The organism is Psychrobacter sp. Pi2-52, from assembly GCF_904846705.1.
Taxonomy (GTDB): Bacteria; Pseudomonadota; Gammaproteobacteria; order Pseudomonadales; family Moraxellaceae; genus Psychrobacter.
This window is the reverse complement of sequence record NZ_CAJHBS010000023.1, coordinates 1-24858: the sequence shown is the minus strand read 5'-3', so window position 1 is coordinate 24858 and position 24858 is coordinate 1. Positions and strand designations below refer to the sequence as shown.

The 24858-nt window shown below is 44.6% G+C and carries 17 protein-coding genes; 10 read left to right on the top strand and 7 right to left on the bottom strand.

Annotation, left to right across the window (positions count from 1 at the left end; genetic code table 11):
* Window positions 1-71: 71 nt before the first annotated feature.
* The gene (locus tag JMY00_RS11460; protein WP_201580240.1) at window positions 72-509 is read left to right on the top strand and encodes a YeeE/YedE family protein; all 438 of its coding nucleotides are present in this window, start codon (window positions 72-74) and stop codon (window positions 507-509) included.
* Window positions 510-607: 98 nt separating this feature from the next.
* On the top strand, window positions 608-1027 hold the full coding sequence (locus JMY00_RS11455) for a DUF6691 family protein (RefSeq protein ID WP_102078611.1): 420 nt from the start codon (window positions 608-610) through the stop codon (window positions 1025-1027).
* Between the two features lie 204 nt (window positions 1028-1231).
* Here JMY00_RS11455 and JMY00_RS11450 read toward each other — a convergent pair whose 3' ends face one another.
* Window positions 1232-2896: an AMP-binding protein gene (locus tag JMY00_RS11450; RefSeq protein ID WP_201580239.1), complete on the bottom strand. Its 1665-nt coding sequence runs from the start codon at window positions 2894-2896 to the stop codon at window positions 1232-1234.
* Window positions 2897-3299: 403 nt separating this feature from the next.
* On the opposite strand from JMY00_RS11450, the gene JMY00_RS11445 reads away from it, so the two are divergent.
* Window positions 3300-5435 carry an NADPH-dependent 2,4-dienoyl-CoA reductase gene (locus JMY00_RS11445; protein ID WP_201580238.1) on the top strand — a complete coding sequence of 712 codons (2136 nt, stop codon included), beginning with the start codon at window positions 3300-3302 and terminating at the stop codon, window positions 5433-5435.
* A 94-nt stretch (window positions 5436-5529) separates the two neighbouring features.
* On the opposite strand, the gene JMY00_RS11440 is transcribed toward JMY00_RS11445, so the two are convergent.
* From JMY00_RS11440 to JMY00_RS11430, 3 genes are all read right to left on the bottom strand, one after another.
* On the bottom strand, window positions 5530-6549 hold the full coding sequence (locus JMY00_RS11440) for a hypothetical protein (RefSeq protein ID WP_201580237.1): 1020 nt from the start codon (window positions 6547-6549) through the stop codon (window positions 5530-5532).
* An 84-nt stretch (window positions 6550-6633) separates the two neighbouring features.
* Window positions 6634-7638, bottom strand: a complete 1005-nt coding sequence (locus tag JMY00_RS11435; protein WP_201580236.1) for a lipoate--protein ligase — start codon at window positions 7636-7638, stop codon at window positions 6634-6636.
* Window positions 7639-7926: 288 nt separating this feature from the next.
* Window positions 7927-8340, bottom strand: a complete 414-nt coding sequence (locus tag JMY00_RS11430) for a hypothetical protein (protein WP_102090860.1) — start codon at window positions 8338-8340, stop codon at window positions 7927-7929.
* Between the two features lie 605 nt (window positions 8341-8945).
* On the opposite strand from JMY00_RS11430, the gene JMY00_RS11425 reads away from it, so the two are divergent.
* Both JMY00_RS11425 and JMY00_RS11420 read left to right on the top strand, forming a co-directional pair.
* Complete coding sequence (locus tag JMY00_RS11425; protein WP_101205127.1) at window positions 8946-9875, top strand: DMT family transporter; 930 nt, start codon at window positions 8946-8948, stop codon at window positions 9873-9875.
* A gap of 241 nt (window positions 9876-10116) precedes the next feature.
* Window positions 10117-11220 (top strand): alkene reductase, encoded by a 1104-nt coding sequence (locus JMY00_RS11420; RefSeq protein ID WP_058024390.1) that lies wholly within the window; start codon window positions 10117-10119, stop codon window positions 11218-11220.
* 106 nt (window positions 11221-11326) lie between these two features.
* Here the strand turns inward: JMY00_RS11420 and JMY00_RS11415 are convergent, their stop codons facing one another.
* Window positions 11327-12292, bottom strand: a complete 966-nt coding sequence (locus JMY00_RS11415) for a pirin family protein (protein ID WP_201580235.1) — start codon at window positions 12290-12292, stop codon at window positions 11327-11329.
* Between the two features lie 165 nt (window positions 12293-12457).
* Window positions 12458-13741, bottom strand: a complete 1284-nt coding sequence (locus JMY00_RS11410; protein WP_201580234.1) for an NAD(P)/FAD-dependent oxidoreductase — start codon at window positions 13739-13741, stop codon at window positions 12458-12460.
* Window positions 13742-14192: 451 nt separating this feature from the next.
* Here JMY00_RS11410 and acs point away from each other — a divergent pair, with 451 nt between their 5' ends.
* From acs to pgsA, 3 genes are all read left to right on the top strand, one after another.
* The gene (gene acs, locus JMY00_RS11405; protein WP_102094649.1) at window positions 14193-16154 is read left to right on the top strand and encodes an acetate--CoA ligase; all 1962 of its coding nucleotides are present in this window, start codon (window positions 14193-14195) and stop codon (window positions 16152-16154) included.
* Window positions 16155-16435: 281 nt separating this feature from the next.
* Window positions 16436-17641, top strand: a complete 1206-nt coding sequence (locus tag JMY00_RS11400) for an NAD(P)-binding protein (protein ID WP_201580233.1) — start codon at window positions 16436-16438, stop codon at window positions 17639-17641.
* Between the two features lie 610 nt (window positions 17642-18251).
* Entirely contained in the window at window positions 18252-18935 is a 684-nt protein-coding gene (pgsA, locus tag JMY00_RS11395) for a CDP-diacylglycerol--glycerol-3-phosphate 3-phosphatidyltransferase (RefSeq protein ID WP_201580232.1), read from the top strand.
* 101 nt (window positions 18936-19036) lie between these two features.
* Here pgsA and JMY00_RS11390 read toward each other — a convergent pair whose 3' ends face one another.
* A complete protein-coding gene (locus tag JMY00_RS11390; protein WP_201580231.1) occupies window positions 19037-19531 on the bottom strand; it encodes a pyridoxamine 5'-phosphate oxidase family protein in 495 nt (164 codons plus the stop codon).
* 482 nt (window positions 19532-20013) lie between these two features.
* Between JMY00_RS11390 and purL the strand changes: the two genes are divergently transcribed.
* Window positions 20014-24024 (top strand): phosphoribosylformylglycinamidine synthase, encoded by a 4011-nt coding sequence (gene purL / locus JMY00_RS11385; RefSeq protein ID WP_201580230.1) that lies wholly within the window; start codon window positions 20014-20016, stop codon window positions 24022-24024.
* Window positions 24025-24313: 289 nt separating this feature from the next.
* Window positions 24314-24712: an ACT domain-containing protein gene (locus JMY00_RS11380; RefSeq protein WP_201580229.1), complete on the top strand. Its 399-nt coding sequence runs from the start codon at window positions 24314-24316 to the stop codon at window positions 24710-24712.
* Window positions 24713-24858: the final 146 nt, after the last annotated feature.

The window sequence follows — 24858 nt, the reverse complement described above, 5'->3', positions numbered from 1 at the left end:
TTATAATATAATGTATTTTTATAAATTAATATTTAAGCACGCATTTAATAAACTTAATTAGGTAGTCCGTTATGAGCATACAAATAGACTGGCAAGCATTTACGCCGATCTCCTTGGTAGGAGGTCTAATGCTAGGCATAGCGACGGTTATCTTACTGCTAGGTATTGGCCGTATAGCAGGTATCAGTGGTATTTTTTCAAGCTTACTAAAACCCAAGCGTGTAGAGATGTGGCAGGTGCTATTTATACTGGGCTTAGTCATCTCACCACTACTATATCAGTTGGCAAGACCACTACCTGAGGTAGCTATCAGTAGCTCTTTGCCATTATTGATTGGTGCAGGGTTACTGGTCGGCTTTGGCACGCGTTTAGGTTCTGGATGCACGAGTGGACATGGCATCTGCGGTAATGCACGGCTGTCTCCACGGTCATTGGCAGCGACCGTCACCTTTATGCTGTTTGGGATTGTGACCGTTTATATCGGTCGTCATGTATTAGGCTTGATATAGCGAACTCATGGCATATTGCCAGATGAAGACTGATGGTCGGACTCATATGCGAACGACATACGATGGTTAATAAAAGATAATAATAGTGAGATACGACGATGCTAAAAAATATAATCGGATTGCTAGCAGGACTGCTGTTTGGACTCGGACTACTGGTGTCAGGTATGACCGATCCTATAAAGGTACAAGGGTTTTTGGACGTATTTGGCGCATGGGATATCTCCCTTGCTCTTGTGATGGGCGGTGGCCTGATAGTGGCGTTTTTCGGTGTACGATTGGCAAAGCGTCAACAGAGCAGTTGGATTGGCACACCAATTGATATGCCGAGCAAAACTGTCATTAATAAAAAATTGCTTATCGGTGCGATGTTGTTCGGTATCGGCTGGGGGCTGGTTGGTATCTGTCCAGGACCAGGAATTGTATTGCTCGGTACTGGCCAATGGCAAGCCTATGTGTTTATTCCTGCCATGATTATAGGAATGCTAGTTTATCAATGGCTTGAGCCTAAGCTTGGCTAATATAGTTAGTTCTCTATAAATTGGATACGGTGTCAGCCTCGTTTACTCTACTATTTGTAGTACTTTCACTTGGCTTCCTTGTCTCCAAATTATATTGAACCAACTATAGTATAAATAGGCTAGCACTCGAAAAAAGGTCAGCTATATATCGCTGACCATTTTTAATGGGTGTTGATTGATGATATGACTTAATAAGTTGCCGTTTTATTTCACACTAGCGGTTACTTTTGGCGTTTCGTGTGCCAATGATTTTGCTGCTTGGCGTAGCTCAAATTTTTGCACTTTACCGGTACTGGTCTTAGGTATTTCTGCAAAAACAATATATTTTGGCACTTTAAAACCTGCTAGGTGCTGACTACAATGTTCCATCACCGTATCACGTTGCAGAGTACTACCGGCGTGAATCTCGATAAAGGCAACGGGGACTTCGCCCCATTTATCATGTGGCGCGGCGACGACGGCACAGCTCTCAATCGCAGGTAGTTTATACAAGACGTTTTCTACCTCGATACTAGAGATGTTCTCACCGCCTGAAATGATGATATCTTTTAGTCTGTCCATGATTTTGATATAACCATCAGGGTACTTAACACCCAAATCACCCGTGCGGAACCAGCCATCAGCGAATGCTTCTTCGGTAGCCTTGCGGCTTTTTAGATAGCCTTTCATTACCATATTGCCACGTAGCGCCAGCTCGCCCATCTCTTCCCCGTCAGCGGCGACTGGCTCGGTAGTACCTTGCTTAAATACTTCAAACCCTGCCATCAAGTGTGACGTTACGCCTTGACGTGATTTCTTTTGGGCACGGGTAGCCACATCAATCTCATTCCATTCTTCCTGCTCAGCACAAACCGTCACTGGCCCATATACTTCAGTGAGACCGTAGACATGCGAGATATGAAAGCCCATTGCTTCCATTGCGGCCAGCATGGTTTCGGACGGCGGTGCACCAGCGACCCAGCCTTTGACCATATGGGTGATAGCTTCTTTATACTCTGGTTTGCCGCCAGCAATCATATTGTGCACGACTGGCGCAGAGCAATAATGGCTAACTTGATGCTTGGCAATCAGCTGCAATATCAAATCAGCATCAATTTTTCTCAAGCATACATTGACCCCAGCACGTTCAGCGATGGTCCACGGAAAGCACCAGCCGTTACAGTGAAACAGCGGCAGCGTCCACAGATACATCGGGTGCTTGGGCATGTCCCAATCTAAAATATTAGAGATAGCATTGAGAGTTGCACCACGATGATGATAGACCACGCCTTTAGGCTTGCCTGTCGTCCCAGAGGTATAATTTAGCGCAATGGCATCCCATTCATCTTTCGGCATCTCCCAATTATCCAAGCTGTCTGAACTGGCAACTAATGCTACATAGCTCATCTGTCCAAACGGCTCGACATCGATAGCATGATCGGTCGCGTGAATGACAATGAGGTTTGGGAAGGTCTCATCGATAATCTCAGCATGCTCAGCAAATTCGCTATCTAAGATTAAAACCTTTGCTTCGGAATGCTGCAAACAAAAGGTAAGCGCATTAATATCGAGTCGGGTGTTGAGGGTACAGAGGACACCGCCTGACATCGGCACACCAAAGGCGCATTCGACCATCGCAGGCGTGTTTGGCAGCATCACGGCTACGGTATCATTTTTATCGATACCCAACTTGCGCAGGCCATCAGCCAGTTGACGACAGCGAGTATAGGTCTGTTGCCATGTCTGAGTAAGGTTATTGTGTTCTAGGTCGTCATAGATGATGGCAGTCTTATTAGGATAAACTTGAGCGCTGCGAATGATAAAATCAATAGGGGTAAGTGGTTGATGGTTGGCGGCGTTCTTGCCAAGACCTGTATGGAAATCTGTCATGATGATAGTCCTTTATCGTATTTCTATAATGCGTCAGTACATTAACGTCAGTATATTATTTAGTACAGTAATCTAGCATAGAAGTTATAGGTATAAGTCGATATTTATCGATTTATATCTTAGTCTAATCTCTCAATGATATTAAGCTAACGGTATATAATCTACCTCAAAAGTTGGCTAGGTTTTGTGGTGTTTGCTTAACCATATGCCACAGTACCGCCTGATACACCGTCCCGCTCGTTATAGCAATTAATATAGTGCTCACTCATCAGTCGCTTGTCTGCATAGCTGACAACAATCGCGGTGTGTTACGATATCGAAGATGCTAAACCCCTTAGACCCACCAATTCTAAAAAGCCGTTTTTAAGAAGTAGCCTCATAAACTATTCATAAGGAAAATGATATGTCTGCCAGCCATAGTGCCAATACGATCCAAACCGCTAGCACCAATGAACACTATCCGCATTTATTTGAGCCGCTAGATTTGGGCTTTACTACGCTAAAAAACCGTCTGGTTATGGGCTCGATGCATACTGGGCTTGAAGACCGTTTTTATAATTATGGCAAGCTGGCGGCGTATTTTGCAGAACGTGCCAAGGGCGGCGTGGCAATGATGATCACTGGCGGTATCTCGCCTAATCGCGAAGGTTGGTTGTTGCCTGCTGGCGGAACGATGAATACTAAAGCTGACGTTATCAACCACCAGCGTGTAACCCGTGCTGTGCACAAGCACGATAGCAAAATCATTATGCAGATATTGCACAGTGGTCGCTATGGCTATCATCCATTTGCCGTATCATCTAGCCCGATTAAATCTCCAATCTCACCGTTTAAGCCGCGTAAGATGAGCATCAAAAATATCGAGCAGACGGTAAAAGACTACGCTCGCTCAGCCAAACTTGCCAAGCAAGCAGGCTATGATGGCGTCGAAATCATGGGTTCTGAGGGCTATTTGCTCAACCAGTTTTTATCAAGCCATGTGAATAAGCGTAAAGACATCTATGGTGGTGATATTTATGGACGTATGAAGTTCGCTGTCGACGTGGTCAAAGCGGTACGCGAGGCGACTGGCGAAGACTTTATTATTCTATTCCGTTTATCAGTGATTGACTTGGTCAAAGACGGTAACGTCATGGATGAAGTCATTACCGTGGCCAAAGCGCTAGAAGAAGCGGGTGTGACTATCATGAACACTGGTATCGGCTGGCATGAAGCGCGTGTGCCGACTATCGTCACTAGCGTACCACGTGCCGCCTTTGTTGATTTTACTGCTGAAATTAAAAAGCACATCAACATTCCTATGATGGCAGCGAACCGTATCAATATGCCAGAAACGGCTGAAGAAATCGTCGCGACTGGTCAAGCTGACATGATTCAGATGGCGCGTCCATTCTTGGCTGATGCACATTGGGTCAATAAAGCCAAAAACGGACAGACAGATCGTATTAACACCTGTATCGCTTGTAACCAAGCTTGCCTCGACCATACGTTTGAAAACAAACGCTCGACTTGCTTAGTCAATCCACAAGCTTGTTATGAGACTGAATTGGTCTATAAGAAAACCAAAAAACCGAAAAAAGTCGCCGTCATTGGCGGCGGTGTCGCTGGTATGTCAGCGGCTCATGTGGCCGCTTTACGTGGTCATGACGTGACTCTGTTTGAAGCAAAAGACGTGCTTGGCGGGCAGTTTAACTACGCCAAAGTCATCCCTGGTAAAGAAGAGTTCTTTGAGACTATTCGCTACTACATCAATGAGCTTGAGCATCTAGGTGTTGAGATTAAACTGAATACCAAAGTCGATAAGGAGATGCTTGAAAAAGCCAAGTTCCATCATGTCATCGTAGCAACGGGTGTCGTACCGAGGAGTCTAGAAGGTAAGCTCGAAGGTGCTGAGCTGCCACAAGTCATGAGCTATGCTGAGCTGCTGTCTGGCGAAAAAGCAGTGGGTAACACAGTCGCGGTCATCGGTGCGGGCGGTATCGGATTTGATGTCAGTGAATATCTGACCGCTAATCATGGTCAGTCACTTGATGAGATCGGCCCTGATGGACTAAAAGACCCAAGCTATCGCCCTGAACCGCAGTCAATCAGCGAATGGCGCGAAGAATGGGGCGTGACCAATGATACCGATTATCAAAGTGATGGTGGTCTGGTCAGACCAGCAGCGATTAAACCAATTCGCCAAGTGTATTTAATGCAGCGTAGCAAAGGCCGTCTAGGCAGTGGTCTGAACAAAACCTCAGGCTGGGTACATCGCGCACATATCAAATCTCACGGCGTGATCCAAGTCGCAGGCGTGCAATATGACAAAATCACCAACGAAGGTATCTGGGTGACTAACCCACAAGGTCAAAGCCAGTTATTACGTGTCGATAGCGTCGTTGTCTGTGCCGGTCAAGAGTCAGTCGTTGAGTTGATGCCAAACGTTGGTGATGCGCCAGACGCGCAATACCATCTAATTGGCGGTGCTAAGCTAGCAGCTGAACTAGATGCCAAACGTGCGATTCGTGATGGGGCTGAGGTTGCAGCAGCGATCTAAGGTTTTAAGTTAAATATCAAAGCGGCGAGATTGATTATCTCGCCGTTTTTTTGTTCGCGGTGTTGGTGTTATTTATATATGCTTTGTATTAAGTTTACTTTTTGAAGTCTCTAGATAGCATCTGTGAGGCTGCGGAAGCAGTGTACATACCTACGCCTTTTATATTTTTTGCTATTTCATACCCATCTTCTCTAAACATGGTCAGCATAGAGGTTAGCTCAGTCAATTTGCTTGTGTCTAAAACCATTCTAACAACGGTTCCTGAGCAAAAATGATTCAACTCCATATGTTCTTTTTCTGCTGTAGTAAGTTTGATTCCATGACTACCGCTACATATTAGAAATGAGCCACCTAAACGACAAATTCGACTACTCATATATAATCCAAAACCAGAATTATGCCAAGGGTCATCTTTATCTATACTGTTACCCTCATAATTTTTGCTAGAAATTGCTGGCATTAACGCTTGTTGAATAGCATCTGAGTCACTTTCAATATCAATGAAAGGGTTATTTTTCAAAGACTTTCTTAAACCTATTCCTTTGTCAGCAATGGATATTTCTACTTTATGATATGTAGGCCAATATTGCGCACAGTATGCTATTTTCTCTGAGTGACTATGTTCATACACATTACGCATAATTTCTCGGATTGAATAAGTTAGTGTATCAACTAAGGTTGTACCTTCTTCTTGAGAAAGAATTTCAGCTAACTGCTTGGAGCGCTTTTCAATAACGTCTTGTCCAGACATCCAATTTTTGCCTGCTTCATCATTGATGGTGTGAACCGACATGATGGTGAATGGTATGAACCTACTATTACCTTGAGTAGAGCTTGGCGCTTTTCCATGGTTTAAGCCAAATGCTTTAAAAAACCCCATATTAGCTGCGTATTCTTTGCTTTCATATCCAAAACACTGGATTACTGTTTTTTCATTTTCTCGATTAAATTCTCCAATGAATTTGACTATATATATCATAGTGAAAGGCTCCACTCTGCCCATTCTTGAAAAATCTATTACTATCTTCTCTTGCCCCGAGCAGGCATTTATTTCATTACAAAAACTAAAAACTGCTGCTTCATCGCACTTATTTGGAAAATAAATTGCTGTCATGTTTTTCCTTTAACTATCAAGTTTGTCAAATTGGGCTAGGACAGCCATCCTACAGAAAATCTCATTTTCTCAACACACTAAAAGTTAACCTTCCATCTCACCAACCAACCACTGCTCAAAATCACTAACTTGCGCTGCCAACTCAGGTTGTGCTTTTGTTAGGTCATCGAGCTTGTTTTTAATCTCAGGCTTATTATATTTAACACCAGTCAATGTATTCTTAAGCAGGTCGATAAGCTCAACATTTAGCGCATCAGAGAAGATGACAACTTCGGTAATCATCGCTTGCTTCACATCCATATGCACATCCATCATGCCCCAATCAAAGCGCGTCTCAATATGATGGGTGAACTCAGGCGTTTTACCAAAGCGCCAATCCCAGTCTGCCATCTGCTGATAGTAAGCGTTTAGAGTGGGCTGCTTAGCAAGGCTAGCTTCATCTAATTGCTCGACCTGTGCAGTCTCTCCATGATATTCACAGAACGCTTCGATAATCGCATCAGACAAGGTCTCGTGATTGATAGCCTCATTAAAATCTACCAAGTTTGCCACGCGAGCGCGCACAGATTTGATGCCTTTTGCTTTCAGCTTTAGCGGATGCGGGTTCAGATAGTCGCCAAGCTTTTGCATATTGGCATTGACCAGCAATGTGCCATGATGAAAGCTGCGATCGGCTGCATGTCTAAATGCGCTACCCGATATTTTGCGGTCGCCGACCTGCATATCGTTACGACCAGACAGCGTGGCGTCTATGCCGAGTTTCTTAAGCGCATTGATGATGACGGTGAAGTTTGCTTCTTGATCGTAAGCATCACTGGGCGATAAAAAAGTAAAATTGGTATTACCCAAGTCATGGAATACTGCGCCGCCGCCGCTCTGACGCCGTGCTAAAAACACATCGTCTGCTTCCATTTTGTCGGTTTTGCACTCTACCCATGGATTTTGTGAGCGTCCAATAACCACGGTCTCAGAGTTACGCCATAAAAATAGGGTATGCGAGTCGGGATTGAGCGTATTAAATATCCAATCCTCGGTGGCAAGATTAAACCAAGGATTGGTCACAGCAGATTTTAGAATGCGCAGTTTCATGTATTTGACTCTTTAATAAACTGGGTTGGTGAACAGGTTTTATGAGTAGGTAGCATCATTCTTACTGATGCAAGCTTATAATTCAATGGCTGTCTAACAGGGAGGTTGATTTTATCAGTGGCTTTGACAGTGGTGAAGACGTTGAGCATATAGAAACAACGGTGAAAAAATTTCATAGAAAAGGGCGCTAAGGTTGATGCTTCAGTTTTTAGCGGGCGGTAATAAAAGCCAAGCAAAACGCTCAGCTTTATTACAGTTTAAAACAATAAATTTTGAGAATACTTTGTTCTATTTAGCACAAATCTCCCACTGCGATTTTGTACTAAGATAACATTGCATAACTGCTTTACCAGACTGCGCATAAGCATCACTGACGATACGCTGATTGGTTGGCAGACGATATCTGATGATCGCGGGCTCGTCATTGACGGTGGTCGTCCATCCAGTCACTTCATTACGGTCGTTATAGTTTGCGCTGGTAGAGGTTGCCATTTTGCCAAATCCTGGCAGGTTGTAGGAGACCTGTCTAAAACTATAACTCATCGCTGCACCCTCAGCGCCCTCATACTGACAGTTCAGCTTTTTTTGCAGTTTATCTTGTTTATAAATATAGCAAGTGGTCTCATCTGAGAACTGACCAACCCCGCAAAAACCTGCCGTTGCAACTGACATCATACCGATAAATAACGCTATCCTTTTCATAATCATTCCTCAATAATTTATAAATCCTACTAATGATGTTTGCCATCTATTTTTTGTATTGCCAAATACTAACCAATACCTTGTAGATATTAGAAAATTAGTAAACAAATATCAACTAATATATTTTAAGTAAAACTTGAATTGATTTATCAGAGCTACTTTTAACAACAGTATTATTAAGAGTAGCTGTTATAGAGTAGTGCTATAAGTAGGATTTACTATGACCGTGAATCTGTTTTTGTAGATATTGAACGGATGACTTACTTAAGGATGACTTTGGAGTTCTTTAGTATGTGAATAGAAAGGTGCTGGAATAGGCTAAAGTATAAGAAATATAGGATAGGCGCTGCTTACTGTATGGTGCTCAATAAAAGGGATTTGTCCAAATTTACAGATTATCAAAAAGGTGAAAACCTTAAAACTGTGCTAAAAAAATCAATAAGTGGATAAAAACTCACTATAAATTTTATAAAAAATTACCCATCAAACAATTAAAAAGTTATCATCATGAGTTTTTAATCACATGATAATTTTTACAACGCATCAGACGCTTATGACCGACACGAGTTGGTAAACGCAGTCTAAGCGCTTAATAGGATTACCCAATGACCAACCGTGACCTCATCATCTTTGTGACGCTCTCTTTTATGTGGTCACTCTCTTTCGTTTTTTATCGTATTGGCGTGCCTGAGTTTGGCTCATTGGCATTCGCCAGCTTGCGTGTGATATTCGCCGGATTGGTCATGTTGGTCTTTGTATTGCTCAATAAGAAAAACAGAGTAGGCATCAAGGAGCATTGGAAAATGCTAGCGCTCGTTGGCTTGTTTTCAGCAGCGCTGCCTTTTGTGTTGTTCTCGTTTTCCGCGCAGTCAGTGAACGCAGGCGTGCTAGCCGTACTAAATGCCTCTGTGCCGATGATGAGTGGTTTTATCGCCAGAGTCTTTTTTAAAGATAGGCTATCAAAAAAACAAGCACTAGGTTTGGTGATCGGGGTGATCGGGGTAATCATACTGATGAGCGAAAGCTTGTTTGGTGGCGGCGAGCCAGGCAAAGGGTTGGTCGAAGGGCTACTACCAATGGGTTACGCACTACTGGCCTGTGTGGGTTATGCGCTTGGGGCCAACATCACCAAGAACTACCTGTACGAAGTATCGCCAGTCGCTATCACTGCAGGCTCGCTCATTATCGGTAGTATTATTATGCTGCCTGTGGCTTTTAATGAGTTCCCTTATGGTAAAGATATCAGCATAAAGGCGTGGGTATCCGTGATCTGTATCGGTGTATTTTCGACCGCCATTGCCCTTATCTTTATGAATCAGCTGATTAAAAATATTGGCCCGACGCGCGCCACCAGTATTACTTTAGTCATCCCAATTTTTGCTATTATTTTAGGGTATCTATTGCTTGGCGAGGCGCTAAATATACAAGCTATCATTGGTTCGATTGTGATATTGATCGGCACATATCTGTCATTAGAGCTATCAATTAAGAAAATGCTAAAGCCAAAAGACAAGACCCAGACGAACAGTATTTAAGGCTTAGTAAACAGTCTTCGTAGTAAACAGATACGAAGATTTGTATAGGTGAATATTGTTGTATCTGTTTGTAAATATTGCTTGGAATAATGAAATCTGTTCCCTATAAAGGTAGGCGCTAAACGTAGATTTACTAATGATATTATAAGTTTTTCTAAACAGCATTCGATAATAATCAGTATGAATGATGGTTGCTATAACTAAAGATCATAAATAGCGACAATAACCAATAGGACAGATTATGGCACACGATATTTTATTTGAGCCTGTAAAAATGGGCACACAAACGCTAAAAAACCGCATTATGATGGCCCCACTGACACGTCTGCGTGCCGTTGAGCCAGGCGATGTCCCTATCACATGGGCAGCAGAGTACTACTCGCAGCGTGCAGGGGCGGGCCTTGTCATCACTGAGGCAACGCAAGTATCGTTTCAAGCAAAAGGCTATGCAGGCGCACCAGGGCTACATACTCAAGATCAAGTCACTGCATGGAAAGCCATCGTTGACAATGTCCATGCCAAAGGTGGTAAGATCGTCGTCCAGCTATGGCACACAGGACTTGTCTCACATGAAAGCGTACAACCTGAACGCCGTGCGCCAATTTCAGCCTCAGATGTCGATGTAGGTATCCGTACCTCATTGCGTGATAGTGACAACCAAGCCATTCGCGCGGATGCCACGCCGCCGCGCCCAGCCAGTCTTGATGAGATTCAGCAAGTGGTTACTGACTTTGCGCATGCAACCAAGTGCGCGCAGGAAGCGGGGTTTGATGGTATTGAGATTCATGGCGCGCATGGTTATTTGCTGCATCAGTTTTGGGCCGAGCATACCAATCAGCGTGACGATGAATACGGTGGCAGCCGCGAAAACCGCGCGCGTCTGACCTTAGATGTTATCGATGCATGTGTGGATGCTTGGGATGCAGATCATATTGGTATTCGTATCTCGCCACTGGGCACATTCAACAATGTTGAGGGAGGCTACGAAGAAGACGATAACATTTGGCTGATTGAACAAATCAATAAGCGTGGTCTAATGTATTTGCATCTGTCAGAGCCAGATTGGGCAGGTGGTACGCCGTATAGCGATGAGTTCCGTCAGCGTGTCCGTGATGCGTTCGATCAGACCATCATCGCGGCGGGTGGCTATGATGCGGACAAAGCTGAGAAGAACATCAAAGCAGGCTATATCGATGCGGTAGCATTCGGTCGTGATTATATTGCCAACCCTGATCTCGCTGAACGTATTCAAGAGGGCGCACCGCTCAACGAGCAGCATCCAGAGAGCTTCTATGGTGGCAGCACGGTTGGCTACACTGATTATCCGTTTATGAATGAAGTGTAAGCAATTATCCATCCGTCAGTATCACTGAATAGGCAGACAAACGCGTTATAAAAAAGCCCTTTGACTATCGATAGTTAGAGGGCTTTTTTTTACGCATTTATTTTGATTAATATCCAAAATTGCCTGTTTGATAATCACGGAACGTTTGACGCAGTTCTTCTTGGGTGTTCATGACAAAAGGACCATGACCTGCGACTGGTTCTCCGATTGGCTCGCCGCTTAGCAGTAGCAATTTGATAGGAGTAGCCTCAGTGGTAGTTGCAGGGTAGGTCAATTCGATAGTATCAGTAGCAGGTAATGATGAATGTTCAGATTGAGTGCCTACATGATTTCGAATAGGCGCTGAAAATTCAATTAGGCTGCCTGCGCTGACGGCTGTACCGTTGACCAATATTTGACCTTCTTGTACCAGGAGTAGGGTATTGTGCGTTTTCGGTACTTGTAGCGTGGTTGTACCTGCTGTATGTAGCTCAATATCCCACATATTGACTGGCGTAAAGGTCGTTGCTGCTCCCGCTATCCCATGCCAGTCACCGGCAATAATGGCAGCTTGGCCAATGACAGTTTGCTCGTCGCTATTGTCTATCAGATCAACGATAGGCATATCAGCACGTTTGATAGATTGGTATTTTGGGTCGGTCAGTTTATGGGCCCTTGGCAAGTTGACCCATAACTGCACCATACTAAATATACCACCACGTTGCCCAAAGGCTTCAGAGTGGAACTCTTCGTGCAGAATACCGCGACCAGCAGTCATCCACTGTACATCACCTTCTAAAATATCACCGCGCCCACCTGTCGAATCTACATGACTAATCTCACCTGCATAAGCAATGGTGACAGTTTCAAAACCTTTATGTGGGTGTTGACCAACGCCATGTGGCTGCATTTTATAAGAGGGATTGGGTGAAAACGTTGTTGGCTTGGCATAATCTAATAATAAGAAAGGATCAGTATGGCTATAATTAAGGTCTGGATTGTCATCTAAATGACTGATCAGAGTTTTTACAAAAAAGCCGTCACCTACCCAGTGCGACTCTTTTTCACCGTGAATGTGTTTAATTGAACGCATGGGTCACCTCATTAGTCTAATTAGAATTACTATCAATAGAAAAGCTATTATTAAGTAATACTACTATGAATATAAGAGTAGATTGTATGAGTTTTTATTACTATTTCATTCCTAGTGCTGTCAGCAGCGATTAAGCAAATGTTAAACACTTATAAGTGTCCATGATTAGACGGTCTCACCACTCACAAAACCACTCGCCCAAGCCCATTGAAAGTTATAGCCGCCAAGCCAGCCAGTCACATCGAGCACCTCACCGATAAAGTATAAGCCGTCTTGTAAATTGCTTTGCATCGTTTTTGAAGAAACCTCATCAGTTTTGACGCCGCCGCGTGTGACCTCAGCGGTACGGTAGCCTTCAGTACCAGAGGGTTTGAGTCGCCAGCCATTGATTGTCGCGCCCAATTCAGTAAGGCGCTCGTCTTTTATATTGGCAAGCTCGGTATCTTTGATGTCTTCCCACAGATGCGTCTGTAGTGCTGCTAATAGCTTCTTGGGTAATGCATTATCTGTGTTTTCTGCCAATACGGTACGAATAAGCTGGCGTGGATGTGACTTTTTGCGAGCAAGTAAAAGCTCAGTGACGTCTATTTCAGGCAACAGATTGATACTGATGGTTTCCCCAGTCTGCCAATAGTTGGAGAGCTGTAGCATGGCAGGGCCAGAGAGACCACGATGGGTAAATAGGACGGGCAATTTAAAAGAGATACGCTCATTACTGGCAATAACTGGCAGACTGATACCAGCCAAAGCACGGATAAGCTCGCCTGTTTTGTCAGTGAAGGTAAAGGGTACAAGGCTAGCGTCAGTAGGCACAAGAGTATGCCCGAACTGCTGCGCCACTTCATAACCCAAGCCGCTTGCGCCCATGGTCGGGATAGATAGTCCACCAGTGGCGATGACTAAAGACTCGCAGCTATAGCCTGTCTGCGAAGATTGAGTGACGTTCGCAATGTCTTTTTTACCAAGCTTTTTGCTCGTCGTTAGATAAAAGCGCTCACCGTTATCATGAGCAGCAGTTTTAACGTGATCAATCTGAGCATTAAGCTTTACTTGTACGCCTACAGTCGTGCATTCATCTAGGAGCATAGATAAGATGTCTTGTGCCGAGTTATCACAGAACAGCTGACCGTGTTCGCGTTCATGATAGGCAATCTTATGCGACTCTACCATGCCGATAAACTCCCAACTTGGATAACGACTCAGTGCTGATTTGCAGAAGTGGGGATTGGCACCAATAAAATGTTCAGGCTCTACAAAGTAATTGGTGAAGTTGCAGCGCCCACCACCCGACATCAAAATCTTCTTGCCAGCTTTATTGGCATGATCCAACACCAAGACACGGCGGCCGCGGCGACCAGCAGTGAGCGCACAATACAATCCTGAAGCGCCAGCGCCGATGATAATGACGTCATAGTGAGTATGGTTTTGTGCATTGCGTTGATTAGTCATTGCGGTCTCGTAAAACGATGGGGTGAAAAAAGTATAACCAGGCCAAGCATTGTTTTTATTAAAAACGCGGCTGACATTTTGTTAAATGAAGCAGTATGTTTAGTGTAGCTATTTTCCATATTTCACTAAAGGTTACAAGGATTAAATGCCCTAAGCCATACGCTGTTACCGTGTGATCACAACCAGCTGTCATTTTAGTACTATCGTTATGATAGCTGCCCCTATAAATAGCATTATACGTACCAGTATAAGTACTAATATAATTATCTAAACATACAGATGTACAGTGAAATTGTTATGTTTGGCTTTTGATGTCTTGCAACGGTCACGCTTATTTGTCAAACTAACGATGAGCGTCACACATTATGGAAGATGACTCTTATTGCTTACATGGGGCGCGTCATAGACGAACACCCATGTAGGTCATAATAATTAAAAGGGACCAAATACTATGACTCAGAAATCATTTCCTATCTCAGCCGAGTTTATGGCTGCTGCCAATACCACACCTGAACAGTACCTCAAAGACTACGGACAATCCATCGAATCAACAGAAGCAAGTGATGCTTTTTGGGCGAAGCGCGCTGAGCTAATCGATTGGATAAAGAAACCGACCAAAGTCAGTAATGTCAATTATGACTTAGACGATTTTAGCATCAAATGGTTTGAGGATGGTGAGCTGAATATTTCAGTCAACTGTCTTGATCGTCACCTCGAAGAAAACCCATACAAGCCTGCTATCATCTGGGAAGGTGATCACCCTTCACTGCACAAAATCATCTCTTTTAAAGAGTTGCACGAAGCTGTCTGCCGCTTAGGTAATTCATTACGCAAACTTGGCGTTGTAAAAGGTGATCGTGTCACCTTGTATATGCCGATGATACCGGAAGCCATGGTAGCGATGCTGGCATGTGCGCGTATTGGTGCGGTGCATTCAGTGGTATTTGGTGGTTTTTCTGCCGAGAGTCTGGGCAATCGCTTGATAGATAGTCGCTCAAAAGTTGTTATCACAGCTGACGAAGGTTTACGCGGCGGTAAGCACACACCACTCAAAGCCAATGTCGATCACGCACTCGACATGGATGGTACTGAGAGTGTCGAAAAAGTCATCGTCGTTCATCGTACGGGTAACTCTATACCGATGAGTGGGCGCCGTGATGTGTGGTACCACAATTTGGTCGATGGTCAATCAGAGATCTGCGAGCCTGAAGTCATGAATGCCGAAGACCCGCTATTCTTATTATATACCTCTGGTTCGACAGGTAAGCCAAAAGGTGTAGTGCATACTACAGGCGGCTATATTACCTATGCTATCTCAACGTTCCGTGATGTGTTTGATATCAAAGAAGATGACGTCTATTGGTGTACGGCAGATGTGGGCTGGATTACTGGCCACACGTACTCAACCTATGCACCACTGGCCAATGGTACGACGACGGTAATGTTCGAAGGTGTGCCAGAACATCCAACATGGGCACGTATCGGTCATATTATTGATAAGCATGACGTGACTATCCTATATACCGCCCCAACAGCTATTCGCGCGATGATGAAAGAGGGCGATGCTTTTGTTCGTGAGTCGGATCGTTCTAGTTTGCGTCTGCTAGGGTCGGTCGGTGAGCCGATCAACCCAGAAGCGTGGGACTGGTACTACAATGTCGTCGGTGATGGTAAATGTCCTATCGTCGATACATGGTGGCAGACCGAGACTGGTGGTATCTTAATGGCGCCAATACCAGGCACGGTCGATCTCAAACCGGGCGCGGCAATGACACCGCTATATGGTGTCAAACCAGAAGTCGTCGATAGTGATGGTGCGATTTTAGAAGGCCCTGCAGAAGGCAATTTGGTGATCAGTAGCGGTTGGCCAGGGCAGATGCGTACTATCTACAATGACCATCCACGCTTTTTGAAGACTTACTTTAGCGATTATCCGGGTCATTATTTCACGGGTGATGGCGCTCAGCGTGATGAAGATGGGCATTACTGGATTACTGGTCGTGTCGACGATGTACTCAACGTGGCAGGGCATCGCTTGGGCACAGCAGAGATCGAGAGCGCCGTGGTTGCGCACCCTGCAACTGCTGAAGCTGCGATTGTCGGTATGCCGCATGAGATACGCGGTACAGGTATCTGTGCATTTATCATTCTAAAGTCAGGTGAAGAAAAGACCGACGATCTAAAAGCAGAATTAAAACGCCATGTGCGTGCCGAGATTGGACCAATTGCGACTTTAGATGCCATCTATATGGTTGATGCACTACCAAAAACGCGCTCAGGAAAAATCATGCGCCGTATCTTGCGTAACCTTGCAGCAGGGCAATATGTGGGACTGGGCGATCTATCTACGCTTGCCGATAGCTCGGTAATTAATGACTTGGTTGAAGAAGTAAAAGCGGGTCGTGGAGAGTAAGTCAGTCTGCTAACGACCCTGTATTGTTAAGGATAGTTATTCAGTACTAGCCATTAATATTCATATATCGAAGTTAAATAAAAGCCATGTTATCGAGAATAGCATGGCTTTTTTACGTAGACGATATTGATATTGGCTCATTTTGAAGGTTCAATAATGCTAACAAGACAACATCGTTACCATTTTAATTGAGGATTAATTGACGAGCCACTCGGTACTTACTAGGCTAGCTAATTAATATAGTAGCGACTCATAAATACTTTATAAGGTCTACTGTCATTATGACTGATCATGCTTTGTGCTCAACTGTTCTATCTGCCCCAAAAATTGCCATCATCGGTGGTGGCCTAACGGGATTGCTTACCGCAACACTATTAGAGAGAGCGTCAAACCAATCAAGCTCGTCATCTAACACCCTGCAAATCACTATCTTTGAAAAATCACGCAGTGTAGGCCGTTTAGCGACCCGCTATCGCAGCGATAGTAAAACTGATAAAAATTGGCAATGGTCATTCGGAGCGCAGTTTTTTACTGCGAAAACTGCTGACTTTCAACAGTTTATCGCGCCTTGGTTAGATACAGGGTTGCTACAACCATGGTGTGCCGAAGTGGTTGAGTTAACCCCGGCAGATGACAATGAGCAGTCGTCTAATATCCAAAGCAAAGAACAATGGGATGCAGTGCATGCTCGCTATATCAGCACACCGAAAATGACCAGTTGGGGCCGTGAATTGGCCGCCGCGCTCAAGTATACGACCATAGTATTTAAGACCCGTGTCGCACCGCTCGCTCAGTATTTGCACCATCAAAACACGCAGCAGTCTCAGCATCAGATCCAGAACCAGACTCATAATCAAGACAGCAAGCAAACTGAGCTATTTGACGAAACTGGCGCCAGTCTGGGCTGGTTTGATTGGGTTATTTGCACAGCGCCAAATGGTCAGGCGGTAGAGTTGATGGCAGATAGTAAGTTTAGTCAGCAAGACAAAATTACTAAACCGCAAATGCAAGCCTGCTATACGTTGATGCTTGGTTGGGATGATGTCCAAAAGCTACCTGAGACATTAAATGGCCAACTTGCACCGCAATGGGATGTCGCTTATTTAAATAGCGCTGTTCTCGATAGGATATTTATTGAGCATCAAAAACCTGCTCGTGATGAGCTACTACCAAGTGTCACCATCCATGCACGTAATGACTGGTCAGAAGCCCACGTCGATGACGATATGGAGTCAGTCGAAGAACAATTATTACAGGCGGCAAAACAAGCATTAAATTGGAACGAAGCTAGCGCACCTAGCCAAACAGACTGCCATCGTTGGCGTTATGCGGCAACTGTAGTGAACACAGATGCTGAAGAGCTAGGCATCTTAATCGATGCAACCAAGCAATGGATCGTCAGTGGTGACTGGTGTGCGAAAGGTAATATTGAGAGCTGCTATCGAATGGCGCAGCAAACTGTTAAGGCAATTATGCAAACGCAGTAAGCGTGATATCCATGCTCATTATTTTACATTGTTTAGAACTGAGGCTTATTTCAAAGCTAGTGTTTAAGTGATATTTGGGTTTAGCAAAACGTAAGCAAAAAAAGGCCCACAGAGGAGGTACTGTGGGCTGAGGAAAACGGGTCATGTATGAGCTACACAGGCCGTGGTCAAGAGTTGTTGTAATTATTGGTGCTCTCTACTGTTATTTATAAGGGTAATAATTATCAATACAATAGGTGGAGATATTTACTTAGCTATTTATATTTACTGATTTAAGTGTACAAGTGTTCTGGTACAGTCGCTATGATAGCGCAATTGAGTGCTGTCTGGCGGTTTTGGTTACAGTATATTACGTTGTAAAATTCCAAAAGACGCCAAGACTGGTATGAAGCACTGATATTTAGAGTAAGTAGAGCAGCTTTATGGTGAAATCATTAATAAAGGCTGCCAATAATTTCAATAGCTTATGTCGATAGAAGGTCATTTAGTCACTCTTGATACCTTTCTTTATATCTTTGATAACTCAATCGCTGCAGAGATGGCATGACGCCTTGTCCGAAAAATGCTAAGCTATCTGCCATTATTATGTTCATATTAAACTGGGTTTGCCATGACTGACAGCACGCATTTGCATACGCAGGAAGAACCGCCAAGTTCGCAAAATACCAAGAGTATTTTTAACTTGCCTAACAACCTTACGATTGCGCGTATCTTGATGATTCCGCTATTTGTCGCGATTGCTTATTGGCCGCCAGCCATGGGTATTGGTATGCCTGCGATTTCAGACAATGTCATTGCGCGCGTTGGGATGAGCGAGTTTAGTGATAGCTTGTTGCGCCATTTATTATTGACTGGCGTCTTTATTATTGCTGCGATTACCGATTGGCTCGATGGGTATTTTGCTCGTAGACTTAATGTTATGTCAGCCTTTGGTCGCTTTTTGGACCCTGTCGCTGATAAGTTGATGGTAGCTGTAGCGCTCATTGTCCTTGTACAGTGGCATCCCAATATCATTATGGCGATAGCGGCTATCGTCATTATCTCGCGTGAAATCGCAGTATCAGCGTTACGTGAGTGGATGGCAGAGCTAGGTAAGAGCACTAGCGTCGCCGTATCTTATGTAGGCAAACTAAAAACCACGTTTCAGATGGTAGCAATTACCGTACTACTGCTTAATTGGCAGTCGCTTGAAACCATCGGTTATGTATTAATGGTCGCCGCTGTGATACTTACCTTATGGTCGATGATGATCTATCTAAAAGCTGCTTGGCCTTATTTAAAACAAAGCGGTTAACTCCATAAGACAAAAATAGTTAGCATAAAATTTAAACAATAAAAAACGCCAGTCGCATTAGCCACTGGCGTTTTTTTTCTACTATTTATGGATTAGATAACTTATAACGTCACAGAGTTATTTTCACCTAAATTGGTTGCTTTCTTGCCGTCCATTACTGCAGCAGTGGTCATCTTAAACATATTAACTACTGAGCTACCGCTTAGCCAATATTCTGCACCATGTGGGACGATTTTGATTAATTGCACATTTGGATCTTCTTTACCTTGCTCATAAAACGCATTGTAAATTGGCGACCATAGCTCATCTAACTTCTCTTGGTCTTCGACCAATTCTGCTTTACCGTTAATTGAGACGTAGTCTTTTGAATCTTGACTGACATAGGCCAAGTTCACTTGTGGGTCTTTTTCAATATCTTTGATGGTTTCGGTAGTCTTATCACCAATGAACCAAATTTCTTTTGCGCCAATGCTCGTCTCGCTGGTGGTCATTGGGCAGGCATGTAAATGGCCTTCATGAGTACGAGTGGTCATCATGGCAAATTTCACTTCTTTTACCAGTTCTTGTACTTTATCGATATGGTCTTGTCTACTCATAGTAAGTTTCCTTTTTTATAGTGTTTTAATTGAGCTTATATAGCGTTGTTTTAATTCGCCGAATTGAACAGTTGATTATTTATAGTAATTTTTCTTTAGGCTAGATATGTCTAACCATTAAATAAATTCAAGAGTTAAACGTCATTGTTGCCTTAACAACTGAGACTAGAATACCGAGTTGTGACTCTACATTTATATAGGTTCCCAGTAATGCGATGTGAGTGTTTGTAAGGAATATGAAGGTTAGGTAAAAATTGTGACAGCGTAGATTTGAGCGTTCTATTTTTCGATGGATAATTCAAAAACGACTTAAAAAGATACTTTTTTGAATTATCGATTCGCAAATAGTAAGTCGCGATAGAATGCAACTTATCGGCAATTTATCTCGGTTTAGACCTGCTTATTACAGGTCTTCTTGTTATAATACCCAGACCATTTACTTAGCATGGCAGAGATGCCTTGATCTTACGGATTATGCCTTTATGATGACCATCGCCGGACAACCGTTTCTTACCGATTTTCAGACGCAGCAACTCATCAGTCAGTTTCAGCAAAAAACCGAGCTAAATGTCAGTCAAATAAGTACACAGCAAGTGTATGTGCTATCACGAGAGCTATCTGGTGATGAACATAAAAAAGCGCTAGATCTACTAGCGGTTGACCAGTCAGCAACGCTAAATGCGCCGCAAGACAACCAACTACAAGTCATCGTTGGGCCACGTTTTGGTACGATATCGCCATGGGCAAGTAAAGCGACAGATATCTTTAATAACTGTGAAATCGAGATCAATCGTGTTGAGCGTGTCGTTGTTTATACGTTAACCCTCGATGAAAAAATAGACGGTGACGCAGGCGAAAAACTACCAGTAGACGCTGAGCAATTGTTGTTTGACCGTATGACGCAGAGCTTGGTTTATGACTTGAGCGATGTCAGCAAATTGTTTGACGATCAAGCGCCAGCATCATTGAATCATATCGACGTGATCGGACAAGGTCAGGCAGCGCTAGAATCAGCTAATACCGAGTTCGGCTTTGCGTTATCAAGTGAAGATATCGACTATCTGATGAATGCCTATGTCAATGAGTTGAAACGCAACCCAACTGACGTTGAGCTGATGATGTTTGCACAGGCCAACTCAGAGCATTGCCGTCATAAGATTTTCAATGCTCAGTGGACAGTTGATGGTGAAGTACAACCAAAGTCACTGTTCCAAATGATTAAAAACACGTACCAGTCGAACCCACAAGGTATCTTGTCAGCGTATAAAGACAACGCTGCGGTGATGGCAGGGTCTGATGGCATGCGTTTTTATCCTATCCCAACTGACGCGATGGATGCCAAATCAGTCCATCCTTATGACTTTCATCAAGAGAACATCGATATCTTAATGAAAGTTGAAACGCACAATCACCCAACAGCGATTGCCCCTTATTCGGGTGCGGCAACAGGTGCGGGCGGTGAGATTCGTGATGAAGGCGCGACTGGTCGTGGCGGTAAGCCAAAAGCAGGTCTAACAGGATTCCACGTATCACATCTGCATATCCCAGAGCTTAGCGAAAAGTGGGAGCAGTCAGGTCAATTGAGCACACAGGATTATGGTACGCCAGATCGTATGGCAACCAGCCTTGAGATCATGACCGAAGCGCCACTAGGCTCAGCCAACTTTTCAAACGAGTTTGGTCGTCCAAATCTATGCGGTTACTTCCGTAGTTTTCAGCTAGATACCTCTGCGGCAAAAGACGGTAGCGAGATGCGCGGCTATCACAAGCCAATCATGCTGGCAGGTGGTTACGGCAATATCAAACGCAACCTGATTGAAAAAAATGCCATCCAAAAAGGCGATTTGCTCATCGTCCTTGGTGGCCCTGCGATGCAAATCGGTCTGGGCGGCGGTGCAGCATCGTCGGTCGATAGTGGTGACCTTGATGAAGGCTTAGACTTTGCTTCAGTTCAGCGCGATAATGCTGAGATGGAGCGTCGTTGCCAAGAAGTCCTTGATCGCTGCTGGGCACTAGCGGGTGATGATGCCGATGTGAGTAATAACAGTAAAGACGGCAACCCAATTGTCTCACTACATGATGTAGGGGCAGGTGGTCTATCTAATGCGATGCCAGAACTGGTCAATGATCATGAAATGGGCGCGCATCTGAACTTGCGTAAGATTCCATCGTTAGAAGCTGGCATGTCGCCAATGGCCATCTGGTCAAACGAAGCGCAAGAGCGTTATGTCCTCGCGATTCGCCCAGAGAGCAAAGATCAGTTCGATGCCATCTGTGCCCGTGAGCGCTGCCCATATGCCATCTTGGGCGAGGCGACGGATATTCGCCAGCTAATCGTTGATGATGAGCTATTGGACGAGCAACCAGTCGATATGCCGATGCAAGTATTGCTCGGCGGTACACCAAAAATGCAACGCAGCTTTGAGCGTACCGAGAGCACTTTGCCAGCATTAGAGCTTGGTGATGTGAATTTAGCCGAGTCAATCACCGATGTATTGCGTCATCCAACCGTGGCGAGCAAGTCATTCTTGATTAGCATTGGTGACCGTTCTATCACGGGTATGGTCGTGCGTGATCAGTATGTGGGTCGCTATCAAGTGCCTGTATCAGATTGTGCGGTGACTGCTTCTGGCTTAGTGGCGCTAGATGGTCAGCCAATGACTGGCGAAGCAATGAGTGTCGGCGAGCGTACGCCTGTTGCCCTGATTAGTCCAAAAGCCTCTGCGCGTCTAGCAGTTGGTGAAGCGATTACTAACATCGCTGGTGCGCGTATCGCTCAATTGTCTGACATTACGATGTCAGCGAACTGGATGGCCGCGTGTGGTGATGACGTAGAAGATGCTGCATTGTTCGACGCCGTACATGCCGTTGGCGAAGAGCTATGCCCAGCACTGGGTATCGCTATTCCAGTTGGTAAAGACTCGCTATCCATGCGTGCCAATTGGACTGATAACGACAATGGCGACAATCAAGACAAATCAGTCGTGTCACCAATGAGCTTGGTGATTACTGCCTTTGCCCCTGTGGTTGATGTGGCAAAAACGTTAACCCCTGAGCTAATCAATGGCGATAGCGCGTTCTACCGTATTGATTTGTCTAAAGGCAAGCTGCGTCTAGGCGGTTCAATCCTTGCGCAAACGCTGAGCCAGTTGGGTAACGATTGCCCAGATTTAGCGCAGCCAAGCGATTTGGTCGACTTCTTTAACTTTATCCAAGCAGGCAATGAGCAAGGCGTCATCAGCGCCTATCACGATATCGGTGATGGCGGTCTGCTTGCGACCATCGCTGAGATGCAGTTCACTAGCCGTCAGGGTATCAAGCTGTCATTAAATGACGATAATTTACTCGGTCAACTGTTCAGTGAAGAGCTAGGTGCAGTTATCCAAGTATTGCCAGAAAACGTTGCGGCGCTCATGCAATTGGCAGAAGAATTTAACGTCAGCGATATGCTCAGCCTCGTCGGTCAAAGCTCTGAAGAAGACAGCCTACTGATCCAAACGCCAACGCTTATGGGTGACGACACCTTACGCTTTAAGCGTTCTGAGTTACAGCAAGCATGGACGCAGGTCAGCTATCAAATCGCGCGTCGCCGTGATAACCCAGCGTGCGTACAGCAAGAGTATGACTTGATTAGCGACGCGAGCCATCAAGGCCTGATCGCTGCGCCGAACTTTGATCTCAATCAAAAAGTTGAAGAACCATATTTAGCCAGTCGCGAGAATAAGCCAAGAGTCGCTATCTTGCGTGAGCAAGGCGTCAATGGTCAGACAGAGATGGCAGCAGGCTTTACCCAAGCTGGCTTTGAAGCAGTCGATGTACACATGAGTGATCTACTCAGTGGCCGCATAAATCTACGTGAGTTCGACGGTCTGGTCGCTTGTGGTGGCTTTAGTTATGGTGATGTACTGGGCGCAGGCTCTGGCTGGGCGAACTCTATCTTGTTCCATGACGAGCTACGCATGCAGTTTGTCCGCTTCTTTGCCCGTCCTGATACCTTCTCATTAGGTGTCTGTAACGGTTGTCAGATGATGGCTCAGTTAAAAGACCTCATCCCAGGTGCAGATAACTTCCCACGCTTCATCGCCAACCAATCGGCTCGTTTTGAAGCGCGTACGGTCAATGTGAAAATTGAGCGTACCAAGTCTATCCTGTTCAAAGGCATGCAAGACAGTATCTTGCCAATCGCTGTGGCACATGGTGAAGGTTATGCCACACTAGACAACAACGAAATCGACGGTATGGCAAAACACGGTCAGCTTGCGATGCGTTATGTCGATAGCCAAGGTCATCCAACCGAGACGTATCCGCTCAATCCAAACGGTTCGGTCGGCGGTGTCACGGGTCTGTGTAGCACTGATGGTCGCGTCACTATCATGATGCCGCATCCTGAGCGTAACCTAAAAGCCTATAACCACAGCTGGAAACCAGAAGAATGGGACGAAGACGGCGCGTGGATGCGTATGTTCCGTAACGCTCGCGCTTGGTTACGCTAGTCGCAAACCTAGATGCTTGATTAGCGTCGTCAAACTTGCTGAGCCTACGACATGTAGTGCTTGCGCATGTTTTCCTCGCTACTCAAACCTCTAGCAATTGCTTATAGTTTTAGATAGCTGTTTTTGAAGTAAAAAGGTGGGCTTAGGCTCACCTTTTTTGTGTTTAAGAGTTGAGTGTTTGGAAATAAAGGCTAGCGTTTATACCGTGTTTTCACGAGAATAGGTAATGACACCCATGCTAAAATTGCGGTCAACAAAGATTAAGATAAGCCAAATAAGGAAGAATAAAATGTCAGGAATTACAGATATCAATGAGCTATTGAGTTCGATGCAGCCAGCACTGGTTGATGAGTTATTTGTGTTTTGTACCGTAAAAGGTCAACTAGCAGAATACGTAAACTTAGCGCCAATTGCGACGTTTGTAGAGACAGAGGGGCTGACTCTGGTTTTAACAAAAGACAAGGCTGATAAAGCAGGTTTGCATTATGAAAGTGTGTTTCGCCAAATCACTTTGACGGTGCATTCAAGTCTAGAAGCAGTAGGTCTAACCGCAGCCGTGTCAACCAAACTGACCTCAAAGGGTATCAGTGCCAATGTGATCGCTGCCTATTATCATGACCATATATTTGTATCGGATGATAAGGCGGAGCAGGCGCTATCTGCGTTAAACGAGCTGAGTGATATATAGGGTGTTTTGGCGTCTCAAGTTGCTTCGTTAAGATTAACTGAGCTAGTTTGAAATACTGTTCTATATAACGAGACCATCCCAGATTCTGTGTAACTGCCATTTAGATTAAATGCTTACTGATACGGTCATCAAACATAATCATAAAA

Excerpts from the sequence above, each read along its gene's own strand:
- JMY00_RS11460 (WP_201580240.1), top strand. The coding sequence starts at position 72 with ATGAGCATACAAATAGACTGGCAAGCATTTACGCCGATCTCCTTGGTA.
- JMY00_RS11455 (WP_102078611.1), top strand. The coding sequence starts at position 608 with ATGCTAAAAAATATAATCGGATTGCTAGCAGGACTGCTGTTTGGACTC.
- JMY00_RS11450 (WP_201580239.1), bottom strand. The coding sequence starts at position 2,896 with ATGACAGATTTCCATACAGGTCTTGGCAAGAACGCCGCCAACCATCAA.
- JMY00_RS11445 (WP_201580238.1), top strand. The coding sequence starts at position 3,300 with ATGTCTGCCAGCCATAGTGCCAATACGATCCAAACCGCTAGCACCAAT.
- JMY00_RS11440 (WP_201580237.1), bottom strand. The coding sequence starts at position 6,549 with ATGACAGCAATTTATTTTCCAAATAAGTGCGATGAAGCAGCAGTTTTT.
- JMY00_RS11435 (WP_201580236.1), bottom strand. The coding sequence starts at position 7,638 with ATGAAACTGCGCATTCTAAAATCTGCTGTGACCAATCCTTGGTTTAAT.
- JMY00_RS11430 (WP_102090860.1), bottom strand. The coding sequence starts at position 8,340 with ATGAAAAGGATAGCGTTATTTATCGGTATGATGTCAGTTGCAACGGCA.
- JMY00_RS11425 (WP_101205127.1), top strand. The coding sequence starts at position 8,946 with ATGACCAACCGTGACCTCATCATCTTTGTGACGCTCTCTTTTATGTGG.
- JMY00_RS11420 (WP_058024390.1), top strand. The coding sequence starts at position 10,117 with ATGGCACACGATATTTTATTTGAGCCTGTAAAAATGGGCACACAAACG.
- JMY00_RS11415 (WP_201580235.1), bottom strand. The coding sequence starts at position 12,292 with ATGCGTTCAATTAAACACATTCACGGTGAAAAAGAGTCGCACTGGGTA.
- JMY00_RS11410 (WP_201580234.1), bottom strand. The coding sequence starts at position 13,741 with ATGACTAATCAACGCAATGCACAAAACCATACTCACTATGACGTCATT.
- acs (WP_102094649.1), top strand. The coding sequence starts at position 14,193 with ATGACTCAGAAATCATTTCCTATCTCAGCCGAGTTTATGGCTGCTGCC.
- JMY00_RS11400 (WP_201580233.1), top strand. The coding sequence starts at position 16,436 with ATGACTGATCATGCTTTGTGCTCAACTGTTCTATCTGCCCCAAAAATT.
- pgsA (WP_201580232.1), top strand. The coding sequence starts at position 18,252 with ATGACTGACAGCACGCATTTGCATACGCAGGAAGAACCGCCAAGTTCG.
- JMY00_RS11390 (WP_201580231.1), bottom strand. The coding sequence starts at position 19,531 with ATGAGTAGACAAGACCATATCGATAAAGTACAAGAACTGGTAAAAGAA.
- purL (WP_201580230.1), top strand. The coding sequence starts at position 20,014 with ATGATGACCATCGCCGGACAACCGTTTCTTACCGATTTTCAGACGCAG.
- JMY00_RS11380 (WP_201580229.1), top strand. The coding sequence starts at position 24,314 with ATGTCAGGAATTACAGATATCAATGAGCTATTGAGTTCGATGCAGCCA.